This is a genomic window from Dactylosporangium sp. NPDC049742, assembly GCF_040674675.1.
Classification (GTDB): Bacteria; Actinomycetota; Actinomycetes; order Mycobacteriales; family Micromonosporaceae; genus Dactylosporangium; species Dactylosporangium maewongense.
Genome location: NZ_JBFANF010000022.1, coordinates 100405 through 124598, shown reverse-complemented (window position 1 = coordinate 124598; position 24194 = coordinate 100405). Strand labels below are relative to the sequence as shown.

Genomic DNA, 24194 nt, shown 5'->3' with positions numbered 1-24194 from the left:
CGACGGGCGTTGCATCGCCGACGCGGTGCGCTTCCGGTCGCAGCGCTGGACGCGTGGCGCCGGCTCATTGATCTCGACGTCTTCGGGGCGCGGCCGACGATGCAACGCTGTTGCCGCTCGATCGGTGGCCGTAGGCAGTGGCCGTTACGCATACTGGCCAAGCTGCGCTACGGGTTGCTGACCATCGCCGAGCCCAGCGCCGCCAGCAGTGCCGTTTGGTCTGAGCGCAGACTGTCACCCTGTGTGCGGCTGACCGTTGGTCGCCTCATCAAGCTGTCGGCGCAGGTCTGCTACCTCGTCAGCGCGGCCGAGTCCGTCGAGGACATCGGCGAGTGTCCGCCGATGCGCGGGCTACGGACTGACCGGACAGCACTGCCCTCGAACACCAGCTCACCAGCACAAACCCACCCTTGCCCCCGCAGCGGCGACCTGAGCGCCGGGAATTCGCAGAACTGCCTGATGTGCGAGCGGCCCCTGCCCGCGAGCGGCTGGGCGCCCTGACTTTGAGCCGGCGCTCATGTCGACGCCACCCCCGGCGAGGTGTGATCGGGAGTGCTGGCCACCTCGGCGAGCCGGTCGACCGCCGCGTCAAGGGCATCGTCGGTGGCGGTGACGGCGATGCGGAGGTGAGAGTTCCAGGAGTCGGTCGGGGTGAGAGTACGCCCGGCGGTGACGCCGACGTGGACGCCGGCGGCGGCGTGCACGATCGGGTCGGCGTCGGTGAGGTGGGTGCGGACCCAGAGGAACGGGCCGTTGTCGCCGCCCGCGTCGGACCAGCTGGGGAGGTCCTGGTGCAGCCGGTGCCTGAGGTGACTTCGTTGGTGTGCGAGTTGTCGGCGGCGGTGCGCGGCGAGGGTGTCGATGTGCGGCAGGCAGTGCAGGACGAGTGCCTGGTCGAGGGCGGGCGTGGCGAGGTCGAGCGCGGCCTTGCGGGCGCTGAGCCGGGCGATGGTCGGCGCCGGCGCGCGGAGCCAGCCGACCCGCAGCGCCGACCAGAGCACCTTGCTGAACGTACCGATCGTGATGATGTCGGCGTGGGGGTCGTGCGTGGCGAGAAAGGGCGGTGGCTCGTCGGCGAGGAAGCGCAGGGCTTCGTCGTCGACGAGGGTGGCTCCCCAGCGCCCGGCCAGCTCGACGAGGCGTCTGCCGGTCGATGCGTCGAGTTGCCGGCCGGTCGGGTTGTGCACGGCAGAGGTGACATGGACGAGATCGACACGTCGTTCGCTGGCGGCGAGTGCGGTGGCCCGCTCGAGGCGCTCGACGCCGAAGGGCAGGAGTCTGGCACGGCGGTGCAGGTAGGCGTGCAGCGCACCGAAGTAGGTGGGATCCTCGACCATGACCCGGTCGTTGCGTTCGAGGTCGGAGGCAATGAGGGTCAGCGCCTGCTGCGAGCCGGTGGTGATCAACAGCTGGGCCGGCTGGGTGTGCAGACCGCGACTGGTGAGATGGTCGGCGAGCGCGGATCGCAGTTCCGGCAGGCCCGCCGTGTCGTGGCCGTTGCCGATCAGGTCGAGCAGCACGTCGGTGCGGTGGGCGAGGGTCTCGGCCAGGAGTGTGGGTGGGTCGAACCGGCAGACCGTGAGGTCGATGTAGTCGGTCGCCTGCCGTGGGTGGGCAGTGCGGATGAACGGGTTGGCCGCCAGGGCCGCGATGGCTGGATCGTGTCGTGCGGTTCGTACGCCGGTCACGGTCGTGCCGCTGCCGCGGACGCTGTGCAGTGCTCCGCGTTGACGGAGCAGGTCGTAGGCGCCGGCGACCGTAGTGCGGCTGATGCCGAGCCGCCGGGCGAGGGCCCGCTCGGATGGGAGTCGGTCGCCCGGGCGGAGCAGCCTGGCGTCGATGAGCGATGCCACGGCGAGCGCGAGGCATCGGTGGAGGGGACCGCCGCGGTTCCGCCAGCCGGTGAGGAGGGGTACGAGGTCAGGTGCGCTCACCTGGACCACTTTGCCGCCGATTGGCCCTTGAGGCGACGGCCAATCGGCGGGACGGTGGCCTGCATGCGCGAAATCGTGACCAGCCCGCAGATCGCCCCTCCGGCCGGACCGTACTCACACGCCGTCGTCGGCACAGGCGACCTCGTCTACATTTCAGGACAGACAGGACAGGACCCATCGACCGGCGGGATTGTCGCCGGTGGTATCGCGGCCGAGACCCGTCAGGTGTTCGCCAACCTGTCGCAGGTGCTGAACGCCGCCGGCCTGGACTTCGCTTCGGTGGTGAAGTGCAACGTGTTCCTCGTCGACATGGCCGACTTCGGGTCGATGAACACGGTCTTCGCCGAGGTGATGCCCGGCCCGTATCCGGCCCGCAGCACGGTCGCGGTCGCGGCGCTGCCGCTGGGCGCCCGGGTCGAGATCGAATGCGTCGCGACGCGATGAACTCCTGGCAGGTGGACACCGTCGCCGCTCAGCGACGGCCCGTCGACGGTCTCGTGGGCGTCGACGTGGCACCCATGATCCATCCGACCGCCGCGTTCGCCGCGCCGACCGCTGCCGCGTTCGCCGAGCTGGCGGTCCGGCCACGGGCTGATGACTTCTACACCCGCTACGGCAACCCCAACCACGCCGAGACCGCTGCCGTCATCGCCGCGCTCGAGGGTGGCGAGACCGCGCTGCTGTACGCCTCGGGCATGGCCGCGATCACCGCGACGATCGTCGCCTTCGGCGCCGGCTCGCGGGTCGTCGCCCAGCGCGAACTGTACGGGGGGACCGTCGGCTTCCTGGAGAGGATCGCTCCGCGACTCGGCATCGACGTCGACTTCGTCCACCACGCCGACCTGGCGGGATTCGACCAGGCACTGCGCACCCCGGCGGCACTGGTACTGCTTGAGACGCCGACGAACCCGCTGCTGCGGATCACCGACGTCGCGGCGGTCTCGGCACTGGCCCGACGCGCCGGGGCGGTTGTGGCCGTCGACGCCACGCTCGCCTCGCCGATCAACCAGCAGCTACTCGGCCTCGGCGCGGACATCGTCCTGCACAGCGCCACCAAGTACCTCGGCGGACACGGCGACCTCACCGCCGGCGTCTCGGTCACCTCGAACGCGCTCGCCGAACGGCTCTGGAGCGACGCATACCTGTTCGGTGCAACGCTGTCCGCTCATGACGCGTGGATGCTGCAGCGCGGGCTGCGTACTCTGCCGGTGCGGATCCGGCAGCACAACCGGTCGGCTGCCGCAGTCGCGGCCTACCTGACCGGGCATCCCGCGGTGGTCCGGGTGCACCACCCCAGCCTCGCCGGCCACCCGCAAGCGGAGCTGATCGCCCGCCAGATGTCCGGCCCCGGCGGTGTGCTCAGCTTCGAGGTCCGCGGCGGGTTCGAGGCGGCCGAACTCGTGACCTCCCGCCTGCACCTCGCCGCCCGGGCCGCGAGCTTCGGCGGACCGACCCCTGCGGTCGTCCTCCCGGCCTCGATGTGGTCCGGCATGGCCAGCTCGGCCGTGCAGGACCTGGTGCCGGCCGGACTGATCCGGCTCGCCGTCGGCCTGGAGGACCCGGCCGACCTGATCGCCGACCTGGACCAGGCACTACACACCCAAGGACAGCCGCAGTGAGAACAGCATGAGACTTGTTCGCCACGGACCGCCGGGCGCCGAACGACCCGGGATCCTCGACACCGCCGGGACGGTTCGAGACCTGTCCGCGCACATCGCCGACCTCGGCCCCGACGCGGTGCAACCCCAGCAGCTCGCCCGGCTCGCCCGGCTCGACGTCGACCAACTGCCGACCGTGGCACACGCGACCCGCATCGGACCATGTCTCGCGCACGTCGGCAAGATCGTCGGCGTGGGCCTCAACTACCGTTCGCACGCAAACGAAGCACAGATGACCCTGCCCGACGAGCCCCTGCTGTTCCTGAAGCCGGCCTCGGCCATCAGCGGCCCGAACGACCCGCTGCTCCTGCCACCGCTGAGCGCGACCACCGACTACGAGATCGAACTGGGCGTCGTCATCGGCCGCACGGCATATGGAGTCAGCACGTCCGAGGCGATGGACCACGTCGCCGGATACTGCATCGTCAACGACATCACCGAACGCACCTGGCAGCTGCACCGCGGCGGCACCTGGGACAAAGGCAAGGCACACGACACCTTCGCACCCATCGGGCCCTGGCTCGTCACGACCGACGAGATCCCCGACCCGCACCGCCTCGCCATGCACCTCTGCATCGACAACGAGACCCGACAGCAAGCCAGCACGAACGACATGCACCACCGAATCTACCAGCTCATCGCCTACATCAGCCAATTCATGACCCTGCACCCCGGCGACATCATCACCACCGGCACGCCCGCCGGAACCGCACTCGGCTCCCACAGCAAGCACTACCTCAAACCCGGCCAGACCATGACCACCACCATCGAAGGACTCGGCACCCAACACACCCCCATCACCGCCGCCATCCGGCCCGTTCCAGTCGATGTGGCTGCCGGCAGCTGACCACGCACCAGCCCAACAGCTTCGCCGTAGTCGGGCCGACTGCCGCAACGGGAAGCGCGGCAGCCGCTCTGGCAGGGCCATGTGCTCGTCAATGTCAAGTACGAGGCTTCCGGGCGCCTGCTGGCGGAGTTCGGAACTCGGCTCGAGGAGGTTCCGGACGACGAGATCCGAGTCGAAGTCATGCAGATCGTGCCTCGCCCGACTGGCTACTCTCGGCCCGCGCTGCGCACGCTGGCCCGCCGCTCCGCCGTCCCGGTGGAGCGCGACGCCCAGGTCGACGGCGGCAGCCGGAGCCGATCGAGGTCGCGGCCTACTACGTGGTGGCGAAGGCGCTGACGAACTCCACCAAGTACGCTCAGGCCACGCTCGTCCACGTCTGCGCGCAGGTGCGGGGTGAGAACCTAGGAAGTCATGTTCATCTCTTTGGCGAGACGACATGATCACCGAAGGCCGTCCGTATGTCCACTCAGGACACCGCACACCGTCAGGCCAGAGCCCGAAGGTTAAAACAAGCCTAGCCAGTGTTCGGTAAGTCGTTGTGGGGTGCTGGCTGCTCGTCGGTGTGGCGGTGATCAACAAACAGCGAGGTCTCCGGTAGTTGGCTCGTTGTCGATGAGCTGGACACCCCGCGGCGGGCGCTCGCGGCTGAGCGACTTCTGATGGACACCGCTGCGTATTGAACTGCCGCCCGAAGGGCGGGTGCCGTCGAGGCGAGGAATGCCGCCCCGGCGATCACCTCATGTGGTCGCCGTAGGAGAGCGACGGCTCTGCAGCGCCGCCGAGAAGGTCGAGCGTGGACCGCAGTTGCCGCGAGCAGTGCACGATCAGTCCGCCCGGCACGGTTCGCGCGGACTGCAGCATCAGATTGGCGGTGGCACCGTCGGCGAACCGCAGCGCCGACGCGTCGATCATCATCGGCACGCCCGACACGGCGCAGTCGTCGCGGAGTTCTGCAACGCAGAAGTGCAGCGCGAGGCGGTTGGACAGATCGCTGTCACCGATCAGCCGTAGCACGGGACCGTCGCGAAGGATTCGCAGCAGCGACCGTTCCGTGTCCGATGGTGGCCACTGGTAGATGGTGCCCGGATGCGCCATGGTGATCGGCCGCAGCTGTCGGTGGCGGAGCAGTCTGCGGTCGTACTGGCAGGCAAGGGTCACGAAACCGCCGATGACCGCGCGGTTGAGCAGCAACTCGTAGCGGGCGAGCGCGTCAGCGCTGACTCCGGCCCGGTGTGCCCAGGACATGTCTGCGATCGCCCACAGGCCCGAGTAGCCGGCGGCGCGGGCGTCGGCAACCTCCGACGCCAACTTCCGCACGACCGCCTCCGCGATCAGCTGGCCGTCCTCGAGGTACCAGTCCGCAGGTGAAGGCAGCGACAATTGGCCAGCGTCGAGGGCTGCCGCTACCGCGACGCCGAGTTCGCGCAGCCCGGCGATCGCGGCCAGCGGGGCGGCGGTGCACCACACCACCCTGTCTCCCGTGCCCAAGCCGGCCGCCACGAACGCCGCAGCCATGTCGAGCCGTGACACCGGGTCGTCAATGCACCAGCACACATGATCGCCCAGCTCGAAGCCAGCGGCCGAAGCGCGCGACACCCACACCACTCCCTGTCCTCCACGCCGCGCGCGCCATCCGCAGAACGGCCACTTCCAACGGACTCGCCCCTCACGGCGGTGGAACGCCCGCCGGCGGAGCGGGACACGCTGACCGGCCGAACCGACCATTCCGACATGTGCCATGCCGGTGCCTGATTCACACCTGTCAACTTGCATAACTCTACAACTGAAGAACCCATCAACAAGTGACGACAGGGCAAGGTCGCCAGTTCGGACCAGCAAGGTCGAGCCGCTGCGGCGACGCACGAGTCGGCGAACAGCCACTGCCCCCTCGCCAAGCAGTCGGCGCTGCCGCACAACGGTTGCCGTCAGGTGGCAGCACGAAGGGCACTGCACACCCTTTGGCACGGGCTGCCGGGGCGGTCGCGCGTCGCAGTCGGCCCGGCAGATCCGATTTCCTGTCCGCCTCGTGGCGCTGAGGCCACCCGACGTGCACTGCGATATCGCAGGCTTGGGGTTCGCGTCGTGATGGTGTCGTCGGCACTCCGGAACCGGCCGCTAGCGAGGTCGGGTTCAGCGGCCGACACACACGCCGGCGGCTCAGGCAGGCGAGGCGGCGGCCGCGCTGTGGAGGTCATGTCGAACCTTGGACTGCAACGGATGGCGTGCCGCGCTATACCGGCCTGGCCGCCTACGAACGCTTCGACGACCACTCACCCGGACCTCGGCCGTGCCCGCCTGGCGAGACCGGCGCCGCTCCTGGTCGGTCCGACCGCCAGCGCCGCGACGACCTCTGCGAGCAACTCGGCTTCGGTGAACGGCTTTGCGACCAGGGTGACCGACGGGTCCAGTGTGCCCTGCGAGGCCAGCACCGGCTGGGCATATCCGGACATGAACAGCACTCTGATGTCTGGGCGCAGCGCGCGGACCCGCTCGGCGAGCTCCTTGCCGACCATCTCCGGCATGATCACGTCAGTGAGGAGCAGCTCGAGTTGCGTCGCCTCGGCAACCAGGGCAAGCGCCTCGGCGCCGTTGGCGGCGGTGATGACCTTGTAGCCGTTGCGGGTGAGGATACGGCGGGTAACCTCACGCAACGCGTCTTCGTCCTCGACGAGCAGCACGGTCTGTCCGGCGCCGCGGTGGACGGACATCGGGCCGGGGGCCGGTGCGGGTTCCGGTAGCTGGTCGGTGACCGGCAGCATGACCGAGATCGTGGTGCCGTTCCCCGGGTCGGAATTGATGGCGATGGCGCCGGCTGCCTGCACCACGATGCCGTAGACGGTGGCCAGGCCGAGGCCGGAGCCCTGGCCTTTCGGTTTGGTGGTGAAGAACGGTTCGAAGGCGCGATCCACGACGGCCTGGGTCATGCCGGTGCCCGAGTCGGTGACCCGGACAAGGGTGTAGGCACCGGCGGGGACGTCCCAACTGCTGTCGTGTCCGGACGGCAGCATGACGTCGTCGGTCTCGATGCTCAGGACGCCGCCGGTGGGCATCGCGTCGCGGGCGTTGACGGCGAGATTGAGCAGGATCTGCTCGACGTGGCCGGGGTCGGCGAGAATCGGCCCGATCGTCGGGCTCAGGCTGGTCGTCAGTGTGATGTGCTCGCCGAGGGTGCGCTGCAGGAGCTGCCGGACGTCCTCGACGATGTGGTTGAGGTCGATCACCCGCGGCCGGGCGACCTCGCGCCGGGCGAAGGCCAACAGCTGATGGGTCAGTCCGGCGGCGCGTTCCGCAGCCCGGCGGATCTGGGTCACGTCCGCGCGGGCGCTGTCCCGGGCCGCCCGGTCCGGTTCGTCGGTCTCCAGGACCTCCTCGACGAAGGCGAGATAGTTGAGGATCACGCCGAGCAGGTTGTTGAAGTCGTGCGCGACACCGCCGGCGAGCTGCCCCAGGGACTCCAGCCGTTGTGCCTGGTGCAGCTGCCGCTCCAGCCGTTCCCGTTCCGCCTGCGCCTTGAGCTTCTCCCGCTCGGCCCGCGCCTCCAGCCGTTCGCTGACGTCCCGCACTGCAGCCGAAACCAGCAGACCGTCCTCGGTCTCCAAGGCCGAAAGGCTGATCTCGGCAGGGAACTCCGTGCCGTCCTTGCGCCGACCAGCCAGCTGCATGCCGGCGCCCATCGGGCGGGCCTTCGGGTCGGCGAAGTAGCCATCGCGGTGGTGCGGATGGACACCCCGGGCGGCCTCCGGCACAAGCATCTCGACCGGCCGGCCGATCAGCTCACTGCGGGCGTACCCGAACAACCGCTCCGCCTGCGCATTCGCCAGGACGATCGTGCCGGAGCTGTCGACGCCGAGGATCGCATCCGGTGCGGCCTCCAGCAGCCCACGGAACTTCACCTCCGCTCGTTGCCGCTCCGACGCGTCGCGGGAGATCGACGCGACGCCGACAATGGCGCCTGCGGTGTCGCGGATCGGCGACATCTCCAGCGACACGGTGATGACCCGGCGGTCACTGCGGACCCGCTCGGTCAGATGCTGCTCGACCTGTTCACCACCGGCGATTCGAGCCAGCAGCAGGTCTTCCTCCCCGGCCCGGTCCGGTGCGCAGAGCACGTCGACCCGCCGGCCGATCATCTGGCGGGCGGAATAGCCGTAGAGGCGTTCTGCTCCGGGATTCCACGTGGTGACCACACCGTCGAGGGTCTTGCCGACGATGGCGTCATGGGACGACTGCACGATCGCGGCCAGCTGCGCCTGGGCCTCGGATGCCCGTTTCCACGCCGTCACGTCCCTCACCGCCGCGACGACCAGCGACTCGCCCTCGACCTGCAGGATGGACAGGGAGATCTCGGCGGGGAACGTGGCACCGTCCCGGCGCCGGCCGGCAAGCTCCATCCCGGCGCCCATCGCTCGCGGATGTGGATCGGCGAGATAGTTCCGCCGGTGAGCCGGGTGCACACTGCGCGCCGCCTCCGGCACCAGCATCTCCACCGACGCGCCGACCAAGTCCCACCGGTCATAGCCGAACAACCGCTCGGCCTGGGCGTTCACCAGCACGATCACGCCGGCGGAGTCGACCCCGATGATCGCGTCCGGGGACGCCTCCACCAACCCAGCAGCCTGCGCCGACCACTCCACCGCCATGGCAAGCCTCCACCTCGCCGACAAGCGCGCCATGATCATCCAACCACGTTTCGCGGGACACCCACGCTGAAATGCTGCAACCAGCGTCGAAGGCGGATCAGCACTACCGACCGAGGACAGAACGCCGACTTGGTTGGTCGTCATGAACCACAGCGCGCTCACCCCGCGTCAGGGCCCGGGAAGACCAGCGCCTCGTGACCGTTGTCGAGCCGGCGCACCGTGCACGGCGGTGTGTGATCGGCGTGGCCGATGCCGGTGATGGCACCGATCCGCTGGCCGCCGCCGCCCGCGGTGCCACCGCACCGAAGCTCGGGGCGTTCGGTCCGGCTCTGCCGGGACCAACGCCCTGCCCGCGGCGCCTGTGGGAGTGCTGTGCTGGGACAGAAGGAAGAGGAGGAGATCACCATGCTGGCGACCAGACTGCGCGCCGCTCCGCTCATGCCGTTCGACCTCACCGGTCCGTCCTGGTTCCCGTTCACGGAGCCCGCGATCCGGATCGAGGAGGACCTGCAGGAGGACCGGTACACGCTGCGGGCGGAGCTTCCGGGCATCGACCCTGCGAAGGACCTCGACATCACCTACGCCGACGGCACCTTGCGGCTCGCCGTCGTCCGGACCGAGTCCCAGCGCGACAAGGGCCACTCCGAGTTCCGGTACGGCACGTTCCACCGCGCGATCGCGCTGCCGCTCGGTGCCAAGGAAGAGACGCTCGCGGCCGTCTACAAGGACGGTATCCTCGCGATCACCGTCGCGATCGGCGAGCCGCACCCGGCCGGCCGGCACGTCCCGGTCGTCGTCGAGGCCGCCCCCAAGCCGGTCAAGAAGGCTGGCTGAGCGCAGCGGCGCGGGTCCCGATTACCGACGGGATCCGCGCCACGGGCTACGGGCTGGCCGCCGCGCAGGTACAGCAGCAGGTTGCGGAGTCGCCCGCAGCGTGGTCGTCATCAAGCGGTCCATGGGCCACGGCTACGCCGGCATCGACAACCCGCTCTACACCGACCCGCGGACCGGCATGCTGTTCGCCGACGCGAAGCAGGGACTCACCGACATCATCGCCGCGGTCCGCACCCTGGTCGCCTGACCGCCGGACGTCCCGGGCGGGCAGGACGTCCGACCCAGCGCACATCCGTCCCCCAGGCCGACGCTAAACCCAGGAGCCGCGCGGAACCCCCCGCGCCCGATTCCCGGAGGGATCGACATGACACATCAGCGGTACACCGGGCGGGTCGCCCTGGTCACCGGTGCCGGATCCGGCATCGGCCAGGCGACCGTGCTGCGACTTGCGGACGAAGGCGCGAACGTCGTCGGCTGCGACATCGACCCGGCCGGTCTCGATGCGACCGGGAAGCTGCTCGCCGCCGAAGGGCTGCAGGCCGAACTGCTCACCGCGGACGTCACCGTGCAGGCCGACGTCGACCGGCTGGCCGCCGCGCTGCAGGGCGCGCCGGTGGACCTCCTGGCGAACGTCGCCGGCATCATGGACTACTTCCTGCCCGTCACCGACCTCGACGACGCCGTGTGGGAGCGGGTCATCGCCGTGAACCTGACCGGCCCGATGCGGCTGTCCCGGGCCGTCATCCCCGCCATGCGCGACGCCGGCGGCGGCGCCGTCGTCAACGTGTCGTCGATCGGCGGCCTCACCGGGGCCGTCGCCGGCACCGCGTACACGTCGGCAAAGCACGGCCTGATCGGCCTGACCCGGTCACTGGCCTTCCTCTACGGCCCGGACGGGGTGCGCACCAACGCGGTCTGCCCCGGTGCCGTGCGCACCGGCATCAGCAAGACCGCGTTCGCCCGGTCCCAATGGGCCTACGACCGGCTGGAGAAGTCGTTCGCGACGGCCACCCGCACGGCGGAACCGGACGAGATCGCCGCAGTGATCGCGTGGCTGGGCTCCGCCGAGGCGAGCAACGTCAACGGTGCCGTCCTCAGCGCCGACGGCGGGTGGACGGCATGAGCGCCAGCGGCCACGCCGTGCTGCGGCTGCTGAACTCGCCGCTGCACGGCCTGCTCAGCGGCCACGTCTGCACGCTCGAATACACCGGCGCCGTCAGCGGCGCACGGCGTTCACTGCCGGTCGAGTACGTCAGGGACGGCCAACGGTTGCTCATCGTCGCCGCGCACGCCTCGGCGAAGCGCTGGTGGCGCAACTTCGTCGGCGCCGGGCGCAGCTTGACCGTCACCCTGGGCCGGCACGCATACGACGCGCACGCCGTCGCCATCGCTCCCGGCGATCCCGGGTACAGCCAGGCGCTGGCAGCGTACAAGCGCCACCACCGCGCGCCGCAGGACGCGGATCACCGCCTCGTCGTGATCCAGCTGGCGGGCGGCTGAACCCGCACAGAGCCCTCCGGCCCGCGGGAGGTCGACACCGAGCCGGCCGCGGTGAGACGGCGGGTGCCGGCGGCCGAACGCCACCGGTGCCGCGCCTGGAGTCGGCCCTCGCTGCCCTGTCGCCGCAGCTGGCCAAGGTCGAGGCAGGCGACGCCGCTGCCCGGCGCACGGCGCCGGCCGGCAGGTCGCGGCTGGGCGGATCGCCCGGTTCCCGGCCCGGCGGGACGTCCGGCCCTACCCGGGGCAGATGCGACGCTTGACAGTCCTCCCCGCCCTAGAGGGCGGGGATTTCCTGGGTCGCCCCAGGGGGTTCCTGCTTCACCGGCGACTGCCCCGTCCGAGAGGACTCTCGTTGAGGTCTTACACCGCCTCCACAGGCAATCACGGAGAGTCCCTCCGCGAGGATGTTGCGGGCGGCGTTGACGTCGCGGTCGTGGACGGTGCCGCACCGGCAGGTCCACGACCTGACGTGCAGCGGCATCCGCTCAGCGAGCGCACCACAGGTCGAGCACAGTTTCGACGACGGGAACCAGCGGTCCACGACGACCAGGGTCCGGCCGTGCCAGTCGGACTTGTATTCGAGCATGGTGCGGAACTGCCGCCAGGCCGCGTCGGAGACGGCGCGAGCCAGGCGGTGGTTTCGGACCATGTTGCGGACGGTCAAGTCCTCGATCACGATCGTTTGGTTTTCACGAACGAGCCGAGTGCTCAACTTGTGCAGGTGATCCCTGCGCCGATCGGTGATCCGGGCGTGCACGCGGGCGACCTTCAGCCGGGCCTTCGCCCGGTTCGCGGAATCCTTCTCCTTCCTGGCGAGATTCCTCTGGGCGCGGGCGAGCGCGGCCCGGTCCCGGCGTTCATGCTTGGGGTTGGTGACCTTCTCTCCGGTGGACAGGCAGAGCAGGCTGTTGAGCCCTGCGTCGACACCGACCGCGCCCGTTGCCGCAACGTCGGGGATCACATCGTCACAGAGCAGCGACACGAACCAGCGGCCCGCGCTGTCCTGCGACACGGTCACCGTAGACGGCGAAGCTCCCTCAGGCAGCGGCCGGGACCACACGATGTCCAGGGGCTCAGTCATCTTGGCCAGGGTGAGCCGGCCGTCGCGCCAACGGAACGCGCTGGTCGTGTACTCCGCCGAGCGCCGCGACCGCTTCCTGGACTTGAACGTCGGATACCTGGCACGCTTCGCCCAGAAGTTCGTGAACGCCACCTGCAAGTGGCGCAGCGCCTGCTGCAACGGCACGCAGGAGACCTCGTTGAGAAACGCCAGTTCCCCGGTCTTCTTCCAGCCGGTCAGCATCGCGCTGGTGGCGGTGTAGCTGACCCGTTCCCGGCGCAGTGTCCACGCCTCGGTCCGGGCCTGCAACGCCAGGTTGTAGACCAGTCGGACACACCCGAACGTCCGGGCAAGGTCGGCGGCCTGCCCGGGGGTCGGGTAGAAGCGGTACTTGAACGCCCGCTTCACAGCCCTGGACACGGCTCACACGATAACCGCCTGGATGGTGAACCTTGCGGTGACAAACGGGCAAACGCCGATCCGCCTTGGCGGCGGATCGGCTTTCCCTGCCCTGCTCCGCAGGAGTTCCGTTTCCTCCCCGGCCTGAAGGCCGGAGTATCCACGGAAGGAATCCGATGACAAAGGACTGGACGTGATCGACCCGCAGCGCCGGGCGATGCATCTGAGCCTCGGGGCGGCGGTGTACAACTTGCGGCTGGCACTCGCCGCTGCAGGCCATTCGCCGGTGCTGGTCCCGTTGCCGGGCGGCGACGAGCGGGTCGCCCGGGTCGAGGTCGGTCCGCGCCGGATGCCCGCACCGGACGTCCGGCTGCTGGCTGCGGCGATCCGGTACCGGCGCACCAACCGGCGGCCTTACCGGGGTGGGCTGGTGCCCGCCGGTACCGTCGACGAACTGTGCGCGGCAGCGGGCGCCGGCACGACGCTCACCGCGCTTGATCCGGCGCGACGCAACGCCGTCCTCGGGCTGACCTGGACGGCCGACGCCCGGCAGCGCGCCGATCCGGCGTACCGGCGGGAGATCCTCGCCTGGACCGCACCGACCGGCTTCCGGCATGACGGTGTGCCGCTGGAGGCGTTCGGCCCCCGCCCGGCGATGTCCGCCGTCGCGGTGCGCGACTTCGGGCTCGGAGTGCCGCCCGACGCGCGGCCGACGGCTCGGTTCGAGACCGAACCACAGCTGCTGGTGCTGTACAGCCTCGGCGACGACCGGGCGGCGTGGCTGCGCACCGGCCAGGCCTTGCAGCGGGTGCTGCTGACCGCGACCGTGCGCGGTGTCGCCGTGCAACCGATGACGCAGGCGTTGGAGGTGCCGGACCTGCGCCGGCAGCTCACCGGCGTGGACGGCCGCTGGTGGCCGCAGATGCTCCTGCGCATCGGGTACGGCCAGACCGTGCCGGGCAGTCCCCGGCGCCCGTACACCGCGTGCCTGCCGCCCAGGCCATGGCAGCGCCGGCCGGAGGCGGGAGCGGCTTGACAGGACCATTGGCCCGTCTGGTCCTGGCGGAGGGCTGACGGGACGGCCGGCGGGCTGCAGGCGCTGGAGCTGGCGTCCGGTGGCTTCGCCGATCTGCGGCTCAGCGCGATCACCGAGCACGTCTCGGAGCACGCGGACGTGCCGGCGCTCATCGCCAGGCACTGACACCCGCCGCACGACAGGGCGGAAGTCCCGTCCGCAAGGAACGCCCGGCCCTGCCGGGGCTTGGCGGGGGCGGCGGACGCTGGGTGCGGAGCATCGCCGAAGGAGGATTGCGATGGACGCGCAGCGGATCGTGGTCGGATACGACGGATCGGTCGAGGCTCGTGACGCCGTCGACTGGGCCGCGGCTGAGGCCGAACGGACCGGTTCCCGGCTGCATATCGTCTACGCCTACCTGCTCGTCTGGCCCGGCGTGGACCGCGACAGCCCGGTCGAGTCGATGATCGCCGAGGGGCAGCGGCGCGGTGACGCGCTCGTCGCGGAGATCGTCGAGCACATCCGCCGGCGCGGCACCTGCATCAAGGTCGTCGGTACGGCGGTCCAGGCCGCGCCCGCACCGACGCTCATCGAGCTGGGTGACGGCGCCCGGCTGATCGTCGTCGGGAACCGGGGCGGCGGCGGGCTCGCCCACCTGCTGCTCGGATCGGTCAGTCAGCAGGTGGCCACGCACGCGCGGACACCGGTCGTCGTCGTGCGCGGCACCATCGCGGCCGCCGGCCCGGTCGTCGTCGGTGTCGACGGCTCCTCCAGCGCCGATGCTGCGCTCGGCGTCGCGTTCGAGGCTGCCCGGCTGCGCGGCACCGGCGTGGTCGCCGTCCGCGCCTACGTGCCGCCCGCCGTCACCGCCCTGCCCTACGCCCTCCTCGAGACGACGGAGCGGCAGCTGCTGGAGGCGTCGGTGGCAGGGTGGACGGAGAAGTACCCCACGGTCGCGCTGCAGGCCCGGCTCGTCGACGGCCGGGCCGCCCAGGCACTGCTGGAAGCCTCGGGCTCCGCCCAGCTGATCGTGGTCGGCAGCCGCGGGCACGGCGGGTTCGCCGGTCTGCTCCTGGGCTCCGTGGGTCAGCAGCTGATGCACCACGCCGCGTGCCCGGTGCTGATCGTCCACGCGCCGGGCGTCGCCTGACCCGGGCAGCGCCGACCGGCGCGGAACGGAGCGCACACGACCAGCATCGAGACCGGCCGGGCGGACGCGCCGCCCGCGGCGCGCGATCCCCCGGGAGCCGCCGGAGCTGCTCATGCGGGACCTGCGCTGCGGGCGGGACAGGGATGTCGGCCCGCTCCGTGCGGCCGGAAGCCGCGCTCGGCCAGCCACTCCCCCAGTTCGTGGCGGGTGTCATCGGCCGCCGCGGGATGGACACCGACTGCCATGATGGCGGTACCGGCGGGAAGGCGGGACGCGACGACCGCCTCGCCGTCCTCGATCACCAGGTAACCGATCTCCACCTGAGCGCTCCACGTGCCGTCCAGGTGCCGGACGAATAGCGGCATGATCGCGGACACGCCCTGCGGGGTTTCAGCCATCCTGGCGTCCTTCCGGGCTGACGCCCGCCGAGCGCGGACGCCGCGAGCGACTCACGCATGATGTCCTCTCATCCACGACGCTGATTGCTCTCCATGGCACACCGTTGCCACGACCACGCCATGTGACGACCCGCCCTCCGCGGGCGGGTCGTCCGGCCCAAACCCGGGCCCGGGCACTCACGGGGAGGCCCGGGCCCGGGTTCGGGGGACTTGCGTCATGTAAGGAGCTCCGGTACTTGATCGGTCCGGGGTTCCAGGGTTGCATGAGCATCCCGGTTGGTCCGGTGGGCGGCGTCGAATGTGCGTCTGAGGGTGAGCCTCGTACGACTGATTGCTGCTGCTGGCCTGGCCACGGATGCCCCGGATGAGGGAAGTGGACCGGCTCGGTGAGGTCGGGTCCGTTTGCAGCACATGAGTGGGAGCCGTCGTCAGGACGCTCTGCCTCCTTGGGGCCGTGGCCGTGAGACGTGTCGTCTGTGCGTGGGCCGCCGGAGCTTGTTGGGGCTGACGGAGGGAGCGCGTGGTGGTGCAGCGACGGCTGGTCGGGGTCGATCTGGGGATCGCTTCGGCGCATACCGTGCGGGTGCTGGATGAGGGTGGGCGGGAGGTGTGCCGGCGGCGGTGCGAACCGACGGTGGAGAGCCTGACCGCGATCGAGTCCGCGGCCCTCGCCGGTGCGGCGGCCGGGACACGGTTGGAGGTGGTGTTCGAGCCGACCGGTCCGGCGTGGTTGCCGATCGCGGTGTTCTTCACCGGCCGCGGTCATGCGGTGTTCCGGGTGTCGTCGGCGAAGGCGGCGGACCTGCGCAGGTTCCTGTCGCGGCATGCGAAGTCCAACGGCATCGATGCGGACACCCTCGCGCGGTTGCCGCTGATCGACCCTGGCGGGTTGCGGGAGCTGGAACTGCCCGGTGCTGAGGCGGCGGCGTTGGACCGTCGGGTGAGGGCGTGTGACCGGTTGACGATGGCCGCCGCGGAGCACAAGGTGCGGATCAAGGACCTGGTCCGGCAGGTCATGCCGTGCACCCCGCTCACCGGTGACCTGGGCCAGGCCGACCTCGCCGTGCTGGAACGCTACGCCGACCCACGGCTGCTGCTGAAAGCCGGCCGGGCCCGGGTGACCGCGGTGATCGTGAAGGCGTCCAACAACCACCAGGGCACAGCCCGGGCCGAGCAGTGGCTGACCGCTGCGCAGGCCGAGGTCGACCTCTACGGCGACCACCCGGCGGTGGCGTTCACCGACCTCGCTGCCGAGATCGCCACCGAGGTGCGGCTGCTACGCGCAGTCGGCGCCGAGCTCGCCGCGCACGCCGCGGAACGCGAGACGTGCTACCGGTGGGCCGACCCCGCGCAGCTGGCCCGGACCCTTCCCGGGCTGGCCCTGGTCGGCGGCCCGGCGGTGACCGCGGTCGTCGGCCGCCCCGGCCGGTTCCCGTCCGCGGCGCATTTCAAGTCCTACCTCGGCCTGACTCCCCGCGCGTCGGAGACCGGCAACACCGACCGCAAAGGCCAGCCCATGTCCAAGGCGGGGTCCCGGCTGGCCCGCTCCACCCTGATCCGCGCCGCGGACTGGGCCCGCAAACAAGACCCTCAACTGGCCAGGGTCTACCACCAGCAGATGGTCGAACGCGGCGCCGAACACCTCAAGGCCCTCTGCGTCGTCGCCGGCCGGCTCGCCGAACGACTCTGGACCGTCATGCACCGCGGCATGCCCTACGTCATCTGCGACACCGACGGCCGACCAGTCACTCCCGACCAGGCGAAAACCATCATCGCGGAGCAATGGACCGTGACCGAGGACGTCCGTCGCCGACGCCGCAGCAGCAAGACCAAGGCGGGGAAGGCCCCTCAGCAAGCCCACACAGGGCATGACAGGTCACACGCACAAGGCGCGGACAAACGAGGCAACCTTCCCCACCAACGATCCTCCGACCGAAAACCAGCCCGGTCAAGCCGGGCCTTGACACCCGATCCCCGATAGGGAATCAGGCGTTGACGAGCCCTTCATCGCCGGTCTTCACGGTCTGGTCGGGGACCGCGAAGCCCTTGGTCCCGGGGGTCGCGGCGGCGTGGACGAGACCGGCGGCGCCGAGCAGGAGCAGCAGGCCGGCGGCGAAGTACGCGACGAGCGCGGCCTGGCCGGCCTTGGCACCGAACTCGCTGAAGCCGTACGAGGTGAGCAGCAGGCCGCGCAGGGTCTCGCCCTTGAACACGGTCTCGCGGGCCGTGTTGGCGTCGGTCAACTGCTTCTGCAGATCGGCGACGGCCGGGTCGTCCTTCGGCAGCGCGGCGATCTTCGCCTTCAGATCGGTCTGGACGTCACCCATCTGGGCGTAGGTCTTGCCGCCCGCGATCGACTTGAGGTGCAGGCCGATGAACTCGTTGGCGTAGCACTCCGCCTGCTTGCCGGTGGTCAGCTGCTGACCGGCGTACTTGACCAGGCAGGCCGACTCCTTCTCCTCCGCCGTCAGGGTCGCCGCCGGCTTGAAGGAGATCTGTTGCTGGCCGAGCTGGTCCTTGACGTAGTCGTTGGCGAAGTTCGCGTTGCTGGTCAGCACCAGACCGGCCACCAGCAACAGCCCTGCCAGGACGACGAGGCCGAGACCGACGAGGATGTCGAGCGTCTTGCGCTTCATGGCGTGCCCTCCGGGGCCTTGGTAACTGCGTCGATGTGATGGCAACAGTTTCGGGCGCGGCTCCGACCCGGCCACAGAGCACAACCACCCGCTTCGACGGGACCTACGGCCTTTGGTACCGCGGGACCTCTGGCGGCACCGTCGACCACGGTTCACCCCTACGCACCTGCGGAGTTGTCTTGACACGACCCGCCGAACGACCGACACTCCTAACTATGTTAGGCAAACCGAATCGCGATAGGAAGACCGAACGCCGTTCGGAGACCCGGCGTGAGATCGTCGACGCCGCCTGGCAGGTCGCGCGGGACAAAGGGCTGGCGCAGGTGACGTTGCGGGACGTCGCCGACGCGGTGGGGATGCGACCACCGTCGCTGTACACCCACTTCGACTCCAAGAACGCCATCTACGACGCGATGTTCGGCGACGCTTGGACGCAGTTCCTGGAGCACACAACGGCGGCCGAGGCCGGCGAACCGGCCACCAGCCGGGCCGCCATGCGGTACTACGCCCGCGTGTTCTTCGACTTCGCGGTCGCGTTCCCGGCCCGGCACCAGCTGATGAACCTCCGTACACTGCCCGACTTCACCCCGAGCCCGCAGGCCTACGCGCCGTCCGTCGCGGTCATGCAGGGCTTCGTCGCCCGGATGGCCCGCCACGGCGTGCACGGCCAGGACGACATCGACCTCTACGTCGCCATCGTCTCCGGCATGGTCGATGCCCAGCTCGCCAACGACCCCGACGGCACGCGCTGGTCAATGCTGCTGGACCGGGCCATCGACATGTTCGCCGACAACGTCGGCATCACCGACGAAAGAAGCAGGCCATGACGACGCCGGCGCTACCCAGGAGCGACGCCCCGCCCCACCGGCCCGGCCTCGATCGGGACACGGCGACGCGCCTCGCCGCCACCGAGTACACGCGGTGCGCCGACCTCATGGCGCGCCTCGAACCGCGGCACTGGTCGGCGCCGACCATGAACACCGGCTGGGACGTGCGCGACACCGCCGGGCACATGCTCGGCATGGTGCAGATGATGAGCACCCTGCCGCAGCTGCTCGGGCAGATGGCCACGTCCATGCGCCAGTCACGCAAGGACAAGGCGCCCGTCTCGATCGACCACCTGACCGCACTGCAGGTCCAGCGCAACGCCGGCCTCAGCACCGCCGAACTGCTCCAGCGCTGGCGGGACCTGGCGCCGAAAGCGGTCCGCGGCCGGGCCCGCATCCCCGGGTTCCTCCGCGGCCGCAGCATGCCCGAGGCGCAGCTGGTCGGCGGTCAACTGGAGCGGTGGACGTTCGCGTACCTGGTGGACGTGATCCTGACCCGCGACCCGTTCATGCACCGGCTCGACATCTGCGCCGCCACCGGCCTCGACCCGCAACCCGACGCCGAACACGACGGCCGCCTCGTCGCCGACGTCGTGCGGGACTGGGCGCAACGCCACAAGCAGCCCTGCCGCCTGACCCTGACCGGTCCCGCCGGCGGTGACTGGAACACCGGCGGCGACCCGATCGTCCTCGACGCACTGGACTTCTGCCGCATCGTCTCCGGCCGCGGCACGGGAACCGGCCTGCTCACCACGGCCGTGCCGTTCTGACCTGCGTCCGGCCACGCCCCGGACGTGCGGCGACAGCCGTGCGGGCCGGCCGGCGGCAGCGGCCGCTGTCGACAGCTGCGCCCGCTCGTGCTGCGCGATGTTGCCCGGCCCTCACCGGCCCCGAACGCGCCGCGTTCGCCGCCGCCGCGTTCCGCCCTGGCGCGGCGCCGGCCGCCATGGCACCGCCGGCACCGGACGCGATGGCGGGGCGCCACGAGGACCTGCGCGGGCTGACCGACCTGGTGCTGGGCGGCCGCCACCGGATCGTGACCGTCACGGGCCCCGGTGGCGTGGGCAAGTCCCGGCTGGCCGCCGAGTTGGTCGCCTGCCTGCGCCGGCGCGACGGCCTCGACGTGTACGCGGTGGACTGCGCGACGCTCGCCGTGACGCGCACCTGCTGCGGGTCCGCAACGAGCAGGACGCCTCTCGGTACGTGCTGCCCGACACCATGCAGGAGATGGCCGGCGAGCTGCTCGCCGCCGGCCGCGACGAGGCGGCGACCCGGCGGGCCGCGACCGAGCACTACCTGGGCCGGCTGCGCGCGGCGGCCGGCCGCCGCGACGGCGTCGGCTACGGCCGCCTGGACGCCGATGTGGACAACCTCCGGGTCGCGCTGTGGTGGGCGCAACGCCACGCCCCGGACGTCGTCGACGCGGCGACGGTCGACGCCTGGTACCGCTACTCGGAGATCCGCGGTCGCTTCACCGAGGCGCGCGGCACGCTCACGACGCTGGCCGACGCCGGTGACGCCGGGTCGGTCCGGGCGCTGCTGCGGGCCGCCCGCTGCGCACAGGCCCTGGGCGACTTCGACGACGCGGCGCGGCTCGCCACCCGGGCCGGACGGGCACTGCCGCCCTCCGACCACAGCGGGCACGCGCTGGCCGCGCTGGTGCTCGGCATCTCCGCAGCGGCCGCCGGTGACCTGGCCGGCCACACCACCCGCTTACCGCATTCGAACACCTCTGTTCGATCCGGAAGGCCCTCGCGGTTGCGGGTCGTGGCATGTTCCACCGGCGGCAGCCGGGCCGGCGATCCGCCGATCCAGGGTGCTGACGTGGATCGAGTCGGGGCCGTACTCAGTGACGAGGTTCGAGGTCAGCCCTTCACTGCGCCCGCGGTGAGTCCTTCGGTCAGGAAGCGTTGTCCGAAGGCGTACATCAGCACGACGGGGATGCTGACGAGCAGCGACGCCGCGGCGAGCTGCCCCTGCGGGACGACGTCCCCGGTGATCATCGCCTGCATTCCCACGGGGAGCGTCTTGTACTCGTCCTTCGTGAGGAACACGAAGGCGAAGAGGAACTCGTTCCAGGCATTGGTGAGGGTGAACAGTCCGACTGCCAGTAGGCCCGGCTTGGCGAGGGGTAGCATCACCCGGCCGAACGCCTGGAGACGGTTGCAGCCGTCGACCAGCGCGGCCTCCTCGAGCTCGATGGGGATCGAGGAGAAGTATCCCGTCAGCAGCCAGGTGGCGAACGGAAGCGTGAAGGTCGGGTACGTCACCACCAGCGACCACAACGAGTCGTTGAGCCGCACGCCGATGAGCAGCTGGTAGAGCGGGATGAACAGCAGTGCTCCCGGCATCACGTAGGTGAGCAGCACCGTGACGGTGAAGCTCTGCGCCCCGCGGAACCGCAGCCGGGCCAGTGCGTAGCCGGCCAGGGCGGCGCAGACGAGCGCCGCCACGGTGGACGCCAGGGACACGAGCACGGTGTTGAGGTACCAGCGGCCGAACGGCTGGTTCGTGAACAGGTCGCCGAACTGCTGCATGGTCCATGGCGTCGGCCACAGGTCGCTGTAGTGCAGGACGATCTGGTCCTCGGCCTTGAAGGCCGTGACGACGATCCAGTACAGCGGGCCCAGCACGAAGAGCAGCAGCAGGGCCAGCGCGGCACCTGACCCCAGCCCCGACACCGCCGACGACGCCCGGCGATGGCCCCAGCTGTGCAGGCCCGAGGCCATCCGGCCGACCGCGGCCGCGACCAGCAGGATCACCGCGAGGATCAGTGCCGCCTTCCAGAAGATGTGCGGCGACGCCCAGGCCAGCATGCCGGTGACCATCACGGCCACGGCCCACGGCATGGCCCTGCGCACCGGCCCGGGCGGCCGGGAGGGCGCGTCGGCGTCGTCGCGGCGCATCAACCGGACCAGGACGAACACCAGGCCGCCGATGACCGGCAGCATCACGAGGGTGACCGCCGCCCCCGCACCGAACTGGAGTTGCAGGATCGCCTTCGAGTACGCGACGAGCACGTACGGCGCGGTCGCGTTGCCCGGGCCGCCCTGGGTCAGCAACCAGATGAGGTCGAAGTTGTTGAACGTCCAGATCGACGACAGGGTCACCGTCACGGTGATCACGTGCCGCAGTCCGGGCAGGGTCACGTGGGTGAACCGCCGCAACGAGGAGGCGCCGTCGATGGTCGCCGCCTCGTACAGGTCCGCCGGGATGGCCTTCAGCCCTGCGAGGAACGTGACGGTGAAGAACGGCACCCCCTTCCACACGTTGACGAGGATCACCGACGGCATGGCCAGCGACGCGTCGGACAGCCAGCCCGCGGGCCAGGTGTCCACCAGGTGCGCGCTGGCCAGCAGCGGCCCGATCCCTGATTCGGTGAGCAGGGTGTTGACGCTGCCGAAGATCGGGTCGAGCAGCGCGCGCCAGCTGAACGCGGTCACGACCGTCGGCACCACCCACGGCAGCAGGAGCAGCCCGGCCAGCACGGCCCGCCCGCGACGGCGATGATGCAGCAGCAGCGCCGCGGACAGCCCCAGCACCACCTTGAACACCTCGGCGTACGCGGTGAACACGAACGAGTTCACCACGCCGGTGTGGAACTGCTCGTCGCCGGTGAGGGCGAGGTAGTTGTCCAGGCCGACGAACACGCTGTCCTGCCCGTGCCGTTCCGTCGTGCTGGTGACGACCGATCGGGCGATCGGCACGAGCACGAGCCCGCCGACCAGCACGGCCATGGGCGCCAGGAACAGCGCGGCCAGCCGCCAGTCGCGGCCCAGCCGGCGCTGGACCGGGGTGAGCGAGCCGCGCCCCGGTGGCGGCGCCGTCGCCGCCGGGGCCGGCGCGGTGCGGACCGAGCTCACTGTGGCAGCCCCTGCTGGTTGAAGATCTGCACCATCTTCGTGTGGGCGGCCGTGACGGCCTTGGCGGGAGCCGTGCCCTGCACGACCTGCTGCATCATGTCGGTGAGGACGTAGGCCCCGACTGCGGCCTGCTGACCCGCGTTGGCCTTCTGCGGGAAGGCCAGGCCGGTCTTCGTCTTCAGCGGCAGCGACAGCTGGGTGATCTTGCGCAGGACGGGGAACGCGGGGTCACCGCTGGTGAAGAACGGGTCGGCGTCCCAGACCTTCTCCCAGGCGGGCAGGGCAAGGCCGGGCGCCTCCTTCGCCACCCCGAGCAGCGCCTTGGCGCTGACGAGGTACTGGGCAAGCAGCTTGGCGAGCGCGGCGTTCTTGGCGCCCTTGAACACGACGAACCCCTGGGACTGGCCGAGCAGCAGGGGGGTGTCGGTCGCCGGACCGATGCAGTCGGCGAACACGTGGGTCTTGTCGTAGACGGCGTTCTTCTTGGTTTTGGAGTCGGCGTACACGCTGAACTGGTTGCGGGTGTAGCCGAGGATGCCGGCCAGCCAGTTCTCGTTGTTGCTGGAGTCGGTCCAGGACGCCACGCCCGGCGGGAGCATGGGTGCGTACTTGGGGTTGGTGTAGATGTCGCCGAGGAAGGTCACCGCCTGCACGGTCTCCGGAGAGTCGAAGATGACCTTCCGGCCGTCGTTGTCCACGATCGAGCCGCCGTAGGCGTTGATCAGTGCCTCGATCATGCCGTTGGCGTCACCGGACCGGTTCACGGTCATGCCCCAGCCGTAGCGGCGCTTGCCCGGATCTGAGATCGCCAGGCACAGGTCGCGCAGCTCCTCCCAGGTGTAGACCTCCTTGGGGGCGATGCCCTTCTCCTGCATCCAGTCCTTGCGCAGGAACGAGCCGATCCCGATGAAGTGGTACGGGATGGCGTACCACTTGCCGTCGAAGACGCAGAAGTTCTTCGACTCCGCCGTCGGCTCGCCGTACTTGGCCGTCAGGGCATTGACGACGTCGCTCACGTCCTCCAGGTCGCCGAGCGCGTGGAACTGGGCGACGAACCGCGAGTCCGTCATGAACGCCAGGTCGCGGGCCACGCCGCCCTTCACCTCGGCGTCGATCTTCGCCACCACGTCACCGGCGTCCGCCTGGACGAGGCTGTTCTCGATCGTCGTCCCGGTCGTGTCGGCGAAGGTCTTGATCGAGCTGTCGAGGGCCGCGTTCGCCGCCGTGGAGTACAGCTTCTGCGACAGCACGCCCATCGAGGAGCCCTTCAGCGGCCCCGCCGCGTCGACGAGCTCCTGCGGAACCTCCGGCTGCACCTTGGGGGCCGACTTCGAGGGGCTGTCCCCGCACGCGGCCAGACCGGCCGCGCCGAGCACTCCCAAGCCCATTCCCAGAACGCCACGCCGGGACCACAACGGGTTGTCCTCCATGAC

At 70.4% G+C, this 24194-nt stretch carries 22 protein-coding genes; 13 read left to right on the top strand and 9 right to left on the bottom strand.

Annotated features, from left to right (window positions below):
• The first annotated feature begins 9 nt into the window (after nucleotides 1–9).
• Entirely contained in the window at nucleotides 10–501 is a 492-nt protein-coding gene (locus AB0J72_RS26105) for a hypothetical protein (protein ID WP_363402952.1), read from the top strand.
• A 14-nt stretch (nucleotides 502–515) separates the two neighbouring features.
• Here AB0J72_RS26105 and AB0J72_RS26100 read toward each other — a convergent pair whose 3' ends face one another.
• Entirely contained in the window at nucleotides 516–1934 is a 1419-nt protein-coding gene (locus AB0J72_RS26100; RefSeq protein WP_363402950.1) for a PLP-dependent aminotransferase family protein, read from the bottom strand.
• Nucleotides 1935–1997: 63 nt separating this feature from the next.
• Between AB0J72_RS26100 and AB0J72_RS26095 the strand changes: the two genes are divergently transcribed.
• From AB0J72_RS26095 to AB0J72_RS26085, 3 genes are all read left to right on the top strand, one after another.
• A complete protein-coding gene (locus tag AB0J72_RS26095; protein WP_363402948.1) occupies nucleotides 1998–2378 on the top strand; it encodes a Rid family detoxifying hydrolase in 381 nt (126 codons plus the stop codon).
• Complete coding sequence (locus AB0J72_RS26090) at nucleotides 2360–3553, top strand: aminotransferase class I/II-fold pyridoxal phosphate-dependent enzyme (protein ID WP_363402946.1); 1194 nt, start codon at nucleotides 2360–2362, stop codon at nucleotides 3551–3553. The genes AB0J72_RS26095 and AB0J72_RS26090 overlap by 19 nt, the downstream gene beginning before the upstream one ends.
• A 232-nt stretch (nucleotides 3554–3785) precedes the next feature.
• Nucleotides 3786–4439: a fumarylacetoacetate hydrolase family protein gene (locus AB0J72_RS26085; RefSeq protein ID WP_363402944.1), complete on the top strand. Its 654-nt coding sequence runs from the start codon at nucleotides 3786–3788 to the stop codon at nucleotides 4437–4439.
• Nucleotides 4440–5171: 732 nt separating this feature from the next.
• On the opposite strand, the gene AB0J72_RS26080 is transcribed toward AB0J72_RS26085, so the two are convergent.
• The 3 genes from AB0J72_RS26080 to AB0J72_RS26070 all read right to left on the bottom strand — a co-directional run bounded on the left by AB0J72_RS26080 (nucleotide 5172) and on the right by AB0J72_RS26070 (nucleotide 9486).
• Complete coding sequence (locus tag AB0J72_RS26080; protein WP_363402942.1) at nucleotides 5172–6035, bottom strand: MEDS domain-containing protein; 864 nt, start codon at nucleotides 6033–6035, stop codon at nucleotides 5172–5174.
• Nucleotides 6036–6709: 674 nt separating this feature from the next.
• Nucleotides 6710–9241 carry a PAS domain S-box protein gene (locus AB0J72_RS26075; RefSeq protein WP_363402940.1) on the bottom strand — a complete coding sequence of 844 codons (2532 nt, stop codon included), beginning with the start codon at nucleotides 9239–9241 and terminating at the stop codon, nucleotides 6710–6712.
• Nucleotides 9238–9486, bottom strand: coding sequence for a DUF1918 domain-containing protein (locus AB0J72_RS26070; RefSeq protein WP_363402938.1), 249 nt, complete (start codon nucleotides 9484–9486; stop codon nucleotides 9238–9240). Before AB0J72_RS26070 ends, AB0J72_RS26075 begins: the two co-directional genes overlap by 4 nt.
• On the opposite strand from AB0J72_RS26070, the gene AB0J72_RS26065 reads away from it, so the two are divergent.
• From AB0J72_RS26065 to AB0J72_RS26050, 4 genes are all read left to right on the top strand, one after another.
• Entirely contained in the window at nucleotides 9485–9913 is a 429-nt protein-coding gene (locus tag AB0J72_RS26065; protein ID WP_363402936.1) for an Hsp20/alpha crystallin family protein, read from the top strand. The two genes, AB0J72_RS26070 and AB0J72_RS26065, sit on opposite strands and share 2 nt — an antisense overlap.
• A 100-nt stretch (nucleotides 9914–10013) precedes the next feature.
• Nucleotides 10014–10160: an NAD(P)(+) transhydrogenase (Re/Si-specific) subunit beta gene (locus AB0J72_RS26060; RefSeq protein ID WP_363402934.1), complete on the top strand. Its 147-nt coding sequence runs from the start codon at nucleotides 10014–10016 to the stop codon at nucleotides 10158–10160.
• 117 nt (nucleotides 10161–10277) lie between these two features.
• Entirely contained in the window at nucleotides 10278–11036 is a 759-nt protein-coding gene (locus AB0J72_RS26055; protein ID WP_363402932.1) for an SDR family oxidoreductase, read from the top strand.
• A complete protein-coding gene (locus tag AB0J72_RS26050) occupies nucleotides 11033–11413 on the top strand; it encodes a nitroreductase/quinone reductase family protein (protein ID WP_363402930.1) in 381 nt (126 codons plus the stop codon). Before AB0J72_RS26055 ends, AB0J72_RS26050 begins: the two co-directional genes overlap by 4 nt.
• 274 nt (nucleotides 11414–11687) lie before the next feature.
• On the opposite strand, the gene AB0J72_RS26045 is transcribed toward AB0J72_RS26050, so the two are convergent.
• Nucleotides 11688–12893: an RNA-guided endonuclease TnpB family protein gene (locus AB0J72_RS26045; RefSeq protein ID WP_363402928.1), complete on the bottom strand. Its 1206-nt coding sequence runs from the start codon at nucleotides 12891–12893 to the stop codon at nucleotides 11688–11690.
• A 172-nt stretch (nucleotides 12894–13065) separates the two neighbouring features.
• Here AB0J72_RS26045 and AB0J72_RS26040 point away from each other — a divergent pair, with 172 nt between their 5' ends.
• The gene (locus AB0J72_RS26040; RefSeq protein WP_363402926.1) at nucleotides 13066–13908 is read left to right on the top strand and encodes a nitroreductase family protein; all 843 of its coding nucleotides are present in this window, start codon (nucleotides 13066–13068) and stop codon (nucleotides 13906–13908) included.
• 277 nt (nucleotides 13909–14185) lie between these two features.
• Nucleotides 14186–15037 carry a universal stress protein gene (locus AB0J72_RS26035; RefSeq protein ID WP_363402924.1) on the top strand — a complete coding sequence of 284 codons (852 nt, stop codon included), beginning with the start codon at nucleotides 14186–14188 and terminating at the stop codon, nucleotides 15035–15037.
• Between the two features lie 110 nt (nucleotides 15038–15147).
• Here the strand turns inward: AB0J72_RS26035 and AB0J72_RS26030 are convergent, their stop codons facing one another.
• Nucleotides 15148–15435: a hypothetical protein gene (locus AB0J72_RS26030; protein WP_363402922.1), complete on the bottom strand. Its 288-nt coding sequence runs from the start codon at nucleotides 15433–15435 to the stop codon at nucleotides 15148–15150.
• 523 nt (nucleotides 15436–15958) lie between these two features.
• Here AB0J72_RS26030 and AB0J72_RS26025 point away from each other — a divergent pair.
• Complete coding sequence (locus tag AB0J72_RS26025) at nucleotides 15959–17416, top strand: transposase (protein ID WP_363402920.1); 1458 nt, start codon at nucleotides 15959–15961, stop codon at nucleotides 17414–17416.
• A gap of 4 nt (nucleotides 17417–17420) precedes the next feature.
• Here the strand turns inward: AB0J72_RS26025 and AB0J72_RS26020 are convergent, their stop codons facing one another.
• Nucleotides 17421–18071 carry a hypothetical protein gene (locus AB0J72_RS26020; RefSeq protein WP_363402918.1) on the bottom strand — a complete coding sequence of 217 codons (651 nt, stop codon included), beginning with the start codon at nucleotides 18069–18071 and terminating at the stop codon, nucleotides 17421–17423.
• Nucleotides 18072–18286: 215 nt separating this feature from the next.
• Between AB0J72_RS26020 and AB0J72_RS26015 the strand changes: the two genes are divergently transcribed.
• Together AB0J72_RS26015 and AB0J72_RS26010 are read left to right on the top strand one after the other, a co-directional pair.
• Nucleotides 18287–18898 carry a TetR/AcrR family transcriptional regulator gene (locus tag AB0J72_RS26015; RefSeq protein ID WP_363402916.1) on the top strand — a complete coding sequence of 204 codons (612 nt, stop codon included), beginning with the start codon at nucleotides 18287–18289 and terminating at the stop codon, nucleotides 18896–18898.
• A complete protein-coding gene (locus AB0J72_RS26010; protein ID WP_363402914.1) occupies nucleotides 18895–19668 on the top strand; it encodes a maleylpyruvate isomerase family mycothiol-dependent enzyme in 774 nt (257 codons plus the stop codon). The genes AB0J72_RS26015 and AB0J72_RS26010 overlap by 4 nt, the downstream gene beginning before the upstream one ends.
• 1095 nt (nucleotides 19669–20763) lie before the next feature.
• Here the strand turns inward: AB0J72_RS26010 and AB0J72_RS26005 are convergent.
• Together AB0J72_RS26005 and AB0J72_RS26000 are read right to left on the bottom strand one after the other, a co-directional pair.
• On the bottom strand, nucleotides 20764–22761 hold the full coding sequence (locus AB0J72_RS26005; RefSeq protein ID WP_363402912.1) for an ABC transporter permease subunit: 1998 nt from the start codon (nucleotides 22759–22761) through the stop codon (nucleotides 20764–20766).
• A complete protein-coding gene (locus AB0J72_RS26000) occupies nucleotides 22758–24149 on the bottom strand; it encodes an extracellular solute-binding protein (RefSeq protein ID WP_363402910.1) in 1392 nt (463 codons plus the stop codon). The genes AB0J72_RS26005 and AB0J72_RS26000 overlap by 4 nt, the downstream gene beginning before the upstream one ends.
• Nucleotides 24150–24194: the final 45 nt, after the last annotated feature.

What these genes read in the sequence shown, in the direction of transcription:
- AB0J72_RS26010 (WP_363402914.1), top strand. Translation starts at nt 18,895, where the DNA reads ATGACGACGCCGGCGCTACCCAGGAGCGACGCCCCGCCCCACCGGCCC.
- AB0J72_RS26070 (WP_363402938.1), bottom strand. Translation starts at nt 9,486, where the DNA reads ATGGTGATCTCCTCCTCTTCCTTCTGTCCCAGCACAGCACTCCCACAG.
- AB0J72_RS26065 (WP_363402936.1), top strand. Translation starts at nt 9,485, where the DNA reads ATGCTGGCGACCAGACTGCGCGCCGCTCCGCTCATGCCGTTCGACCTC.
- AB0J72_RS26035 (WP_363402924.1), top strand. Translation starts at nt 14,186, where the DNA reads ATGGACGCGCAGCGGATCGTGGTCGGATACGACGGATCGGTCGAGGCT.
- AB0J72_RS26000 (WP_363402910.1), bottom strand. Translation starts at nt 24,149, where the DNA reads ATGGGCTTGGGAGTGCTCGGCGCGGCCGGTCTGGCCGCGTGCGGGGAC.
- AB0J72_RS26020 (WP_363402918.1), bottom strand. Translation starts at nt 18,071, where the DNA reads ATGAAGCGCAAGACGCTCGACATCCTCGTCGGTCTCGGCCTCGTCGTC.
- AB0J72_RS26030 (WP_363402922.1), bottom strand. Translation starts at nt 15,435, where the DNA reads ATGGCTGAAACCCCGCAGGGCGTGTCCGCGATCATGCCGCTATTCGTC.
- AB0J72_RS26095 (WP_363402948.1), top strand. Translation starts at nt 1,998, where the DNA reads ATGCGCGAAATCGTGACCAGCCCGCAGATCGCCCCTCCGGCCGGACCG.
- AB0J72_RS26015 (WP_363402916.1), top strand. Translation starts at nt 18,287, where the DNA reads ATGTTAGGCAAACCGAATCGCGATAGGAAGACCGAACGCCGTTCGGAG.
- AB0J72_RS26090 (WP_363402946.1), top strand. Translation starts at nt 2,360, where the DNA reads ATGCGTCGCGACGCGATGAACTCCTGGCAGGTGGACACCGTCGCCGCT.
- AB0J72_RS26050 (WP_363402930.1), top strand. Translation starts at nt 11,033, where the DNA reads ATGAGCGCCAGCGGCCACGCCGTGCTGCGGCTGCTGAACTCGCCGCTG.
- AB0J72_RS26055 (WP_363402932.1), top strand. Translation starts at nt 10,278, where the DNA reads ATGACACATCAGCGGTACACCGGGCGGGTCGCCCTGGTCACCGGTGCC.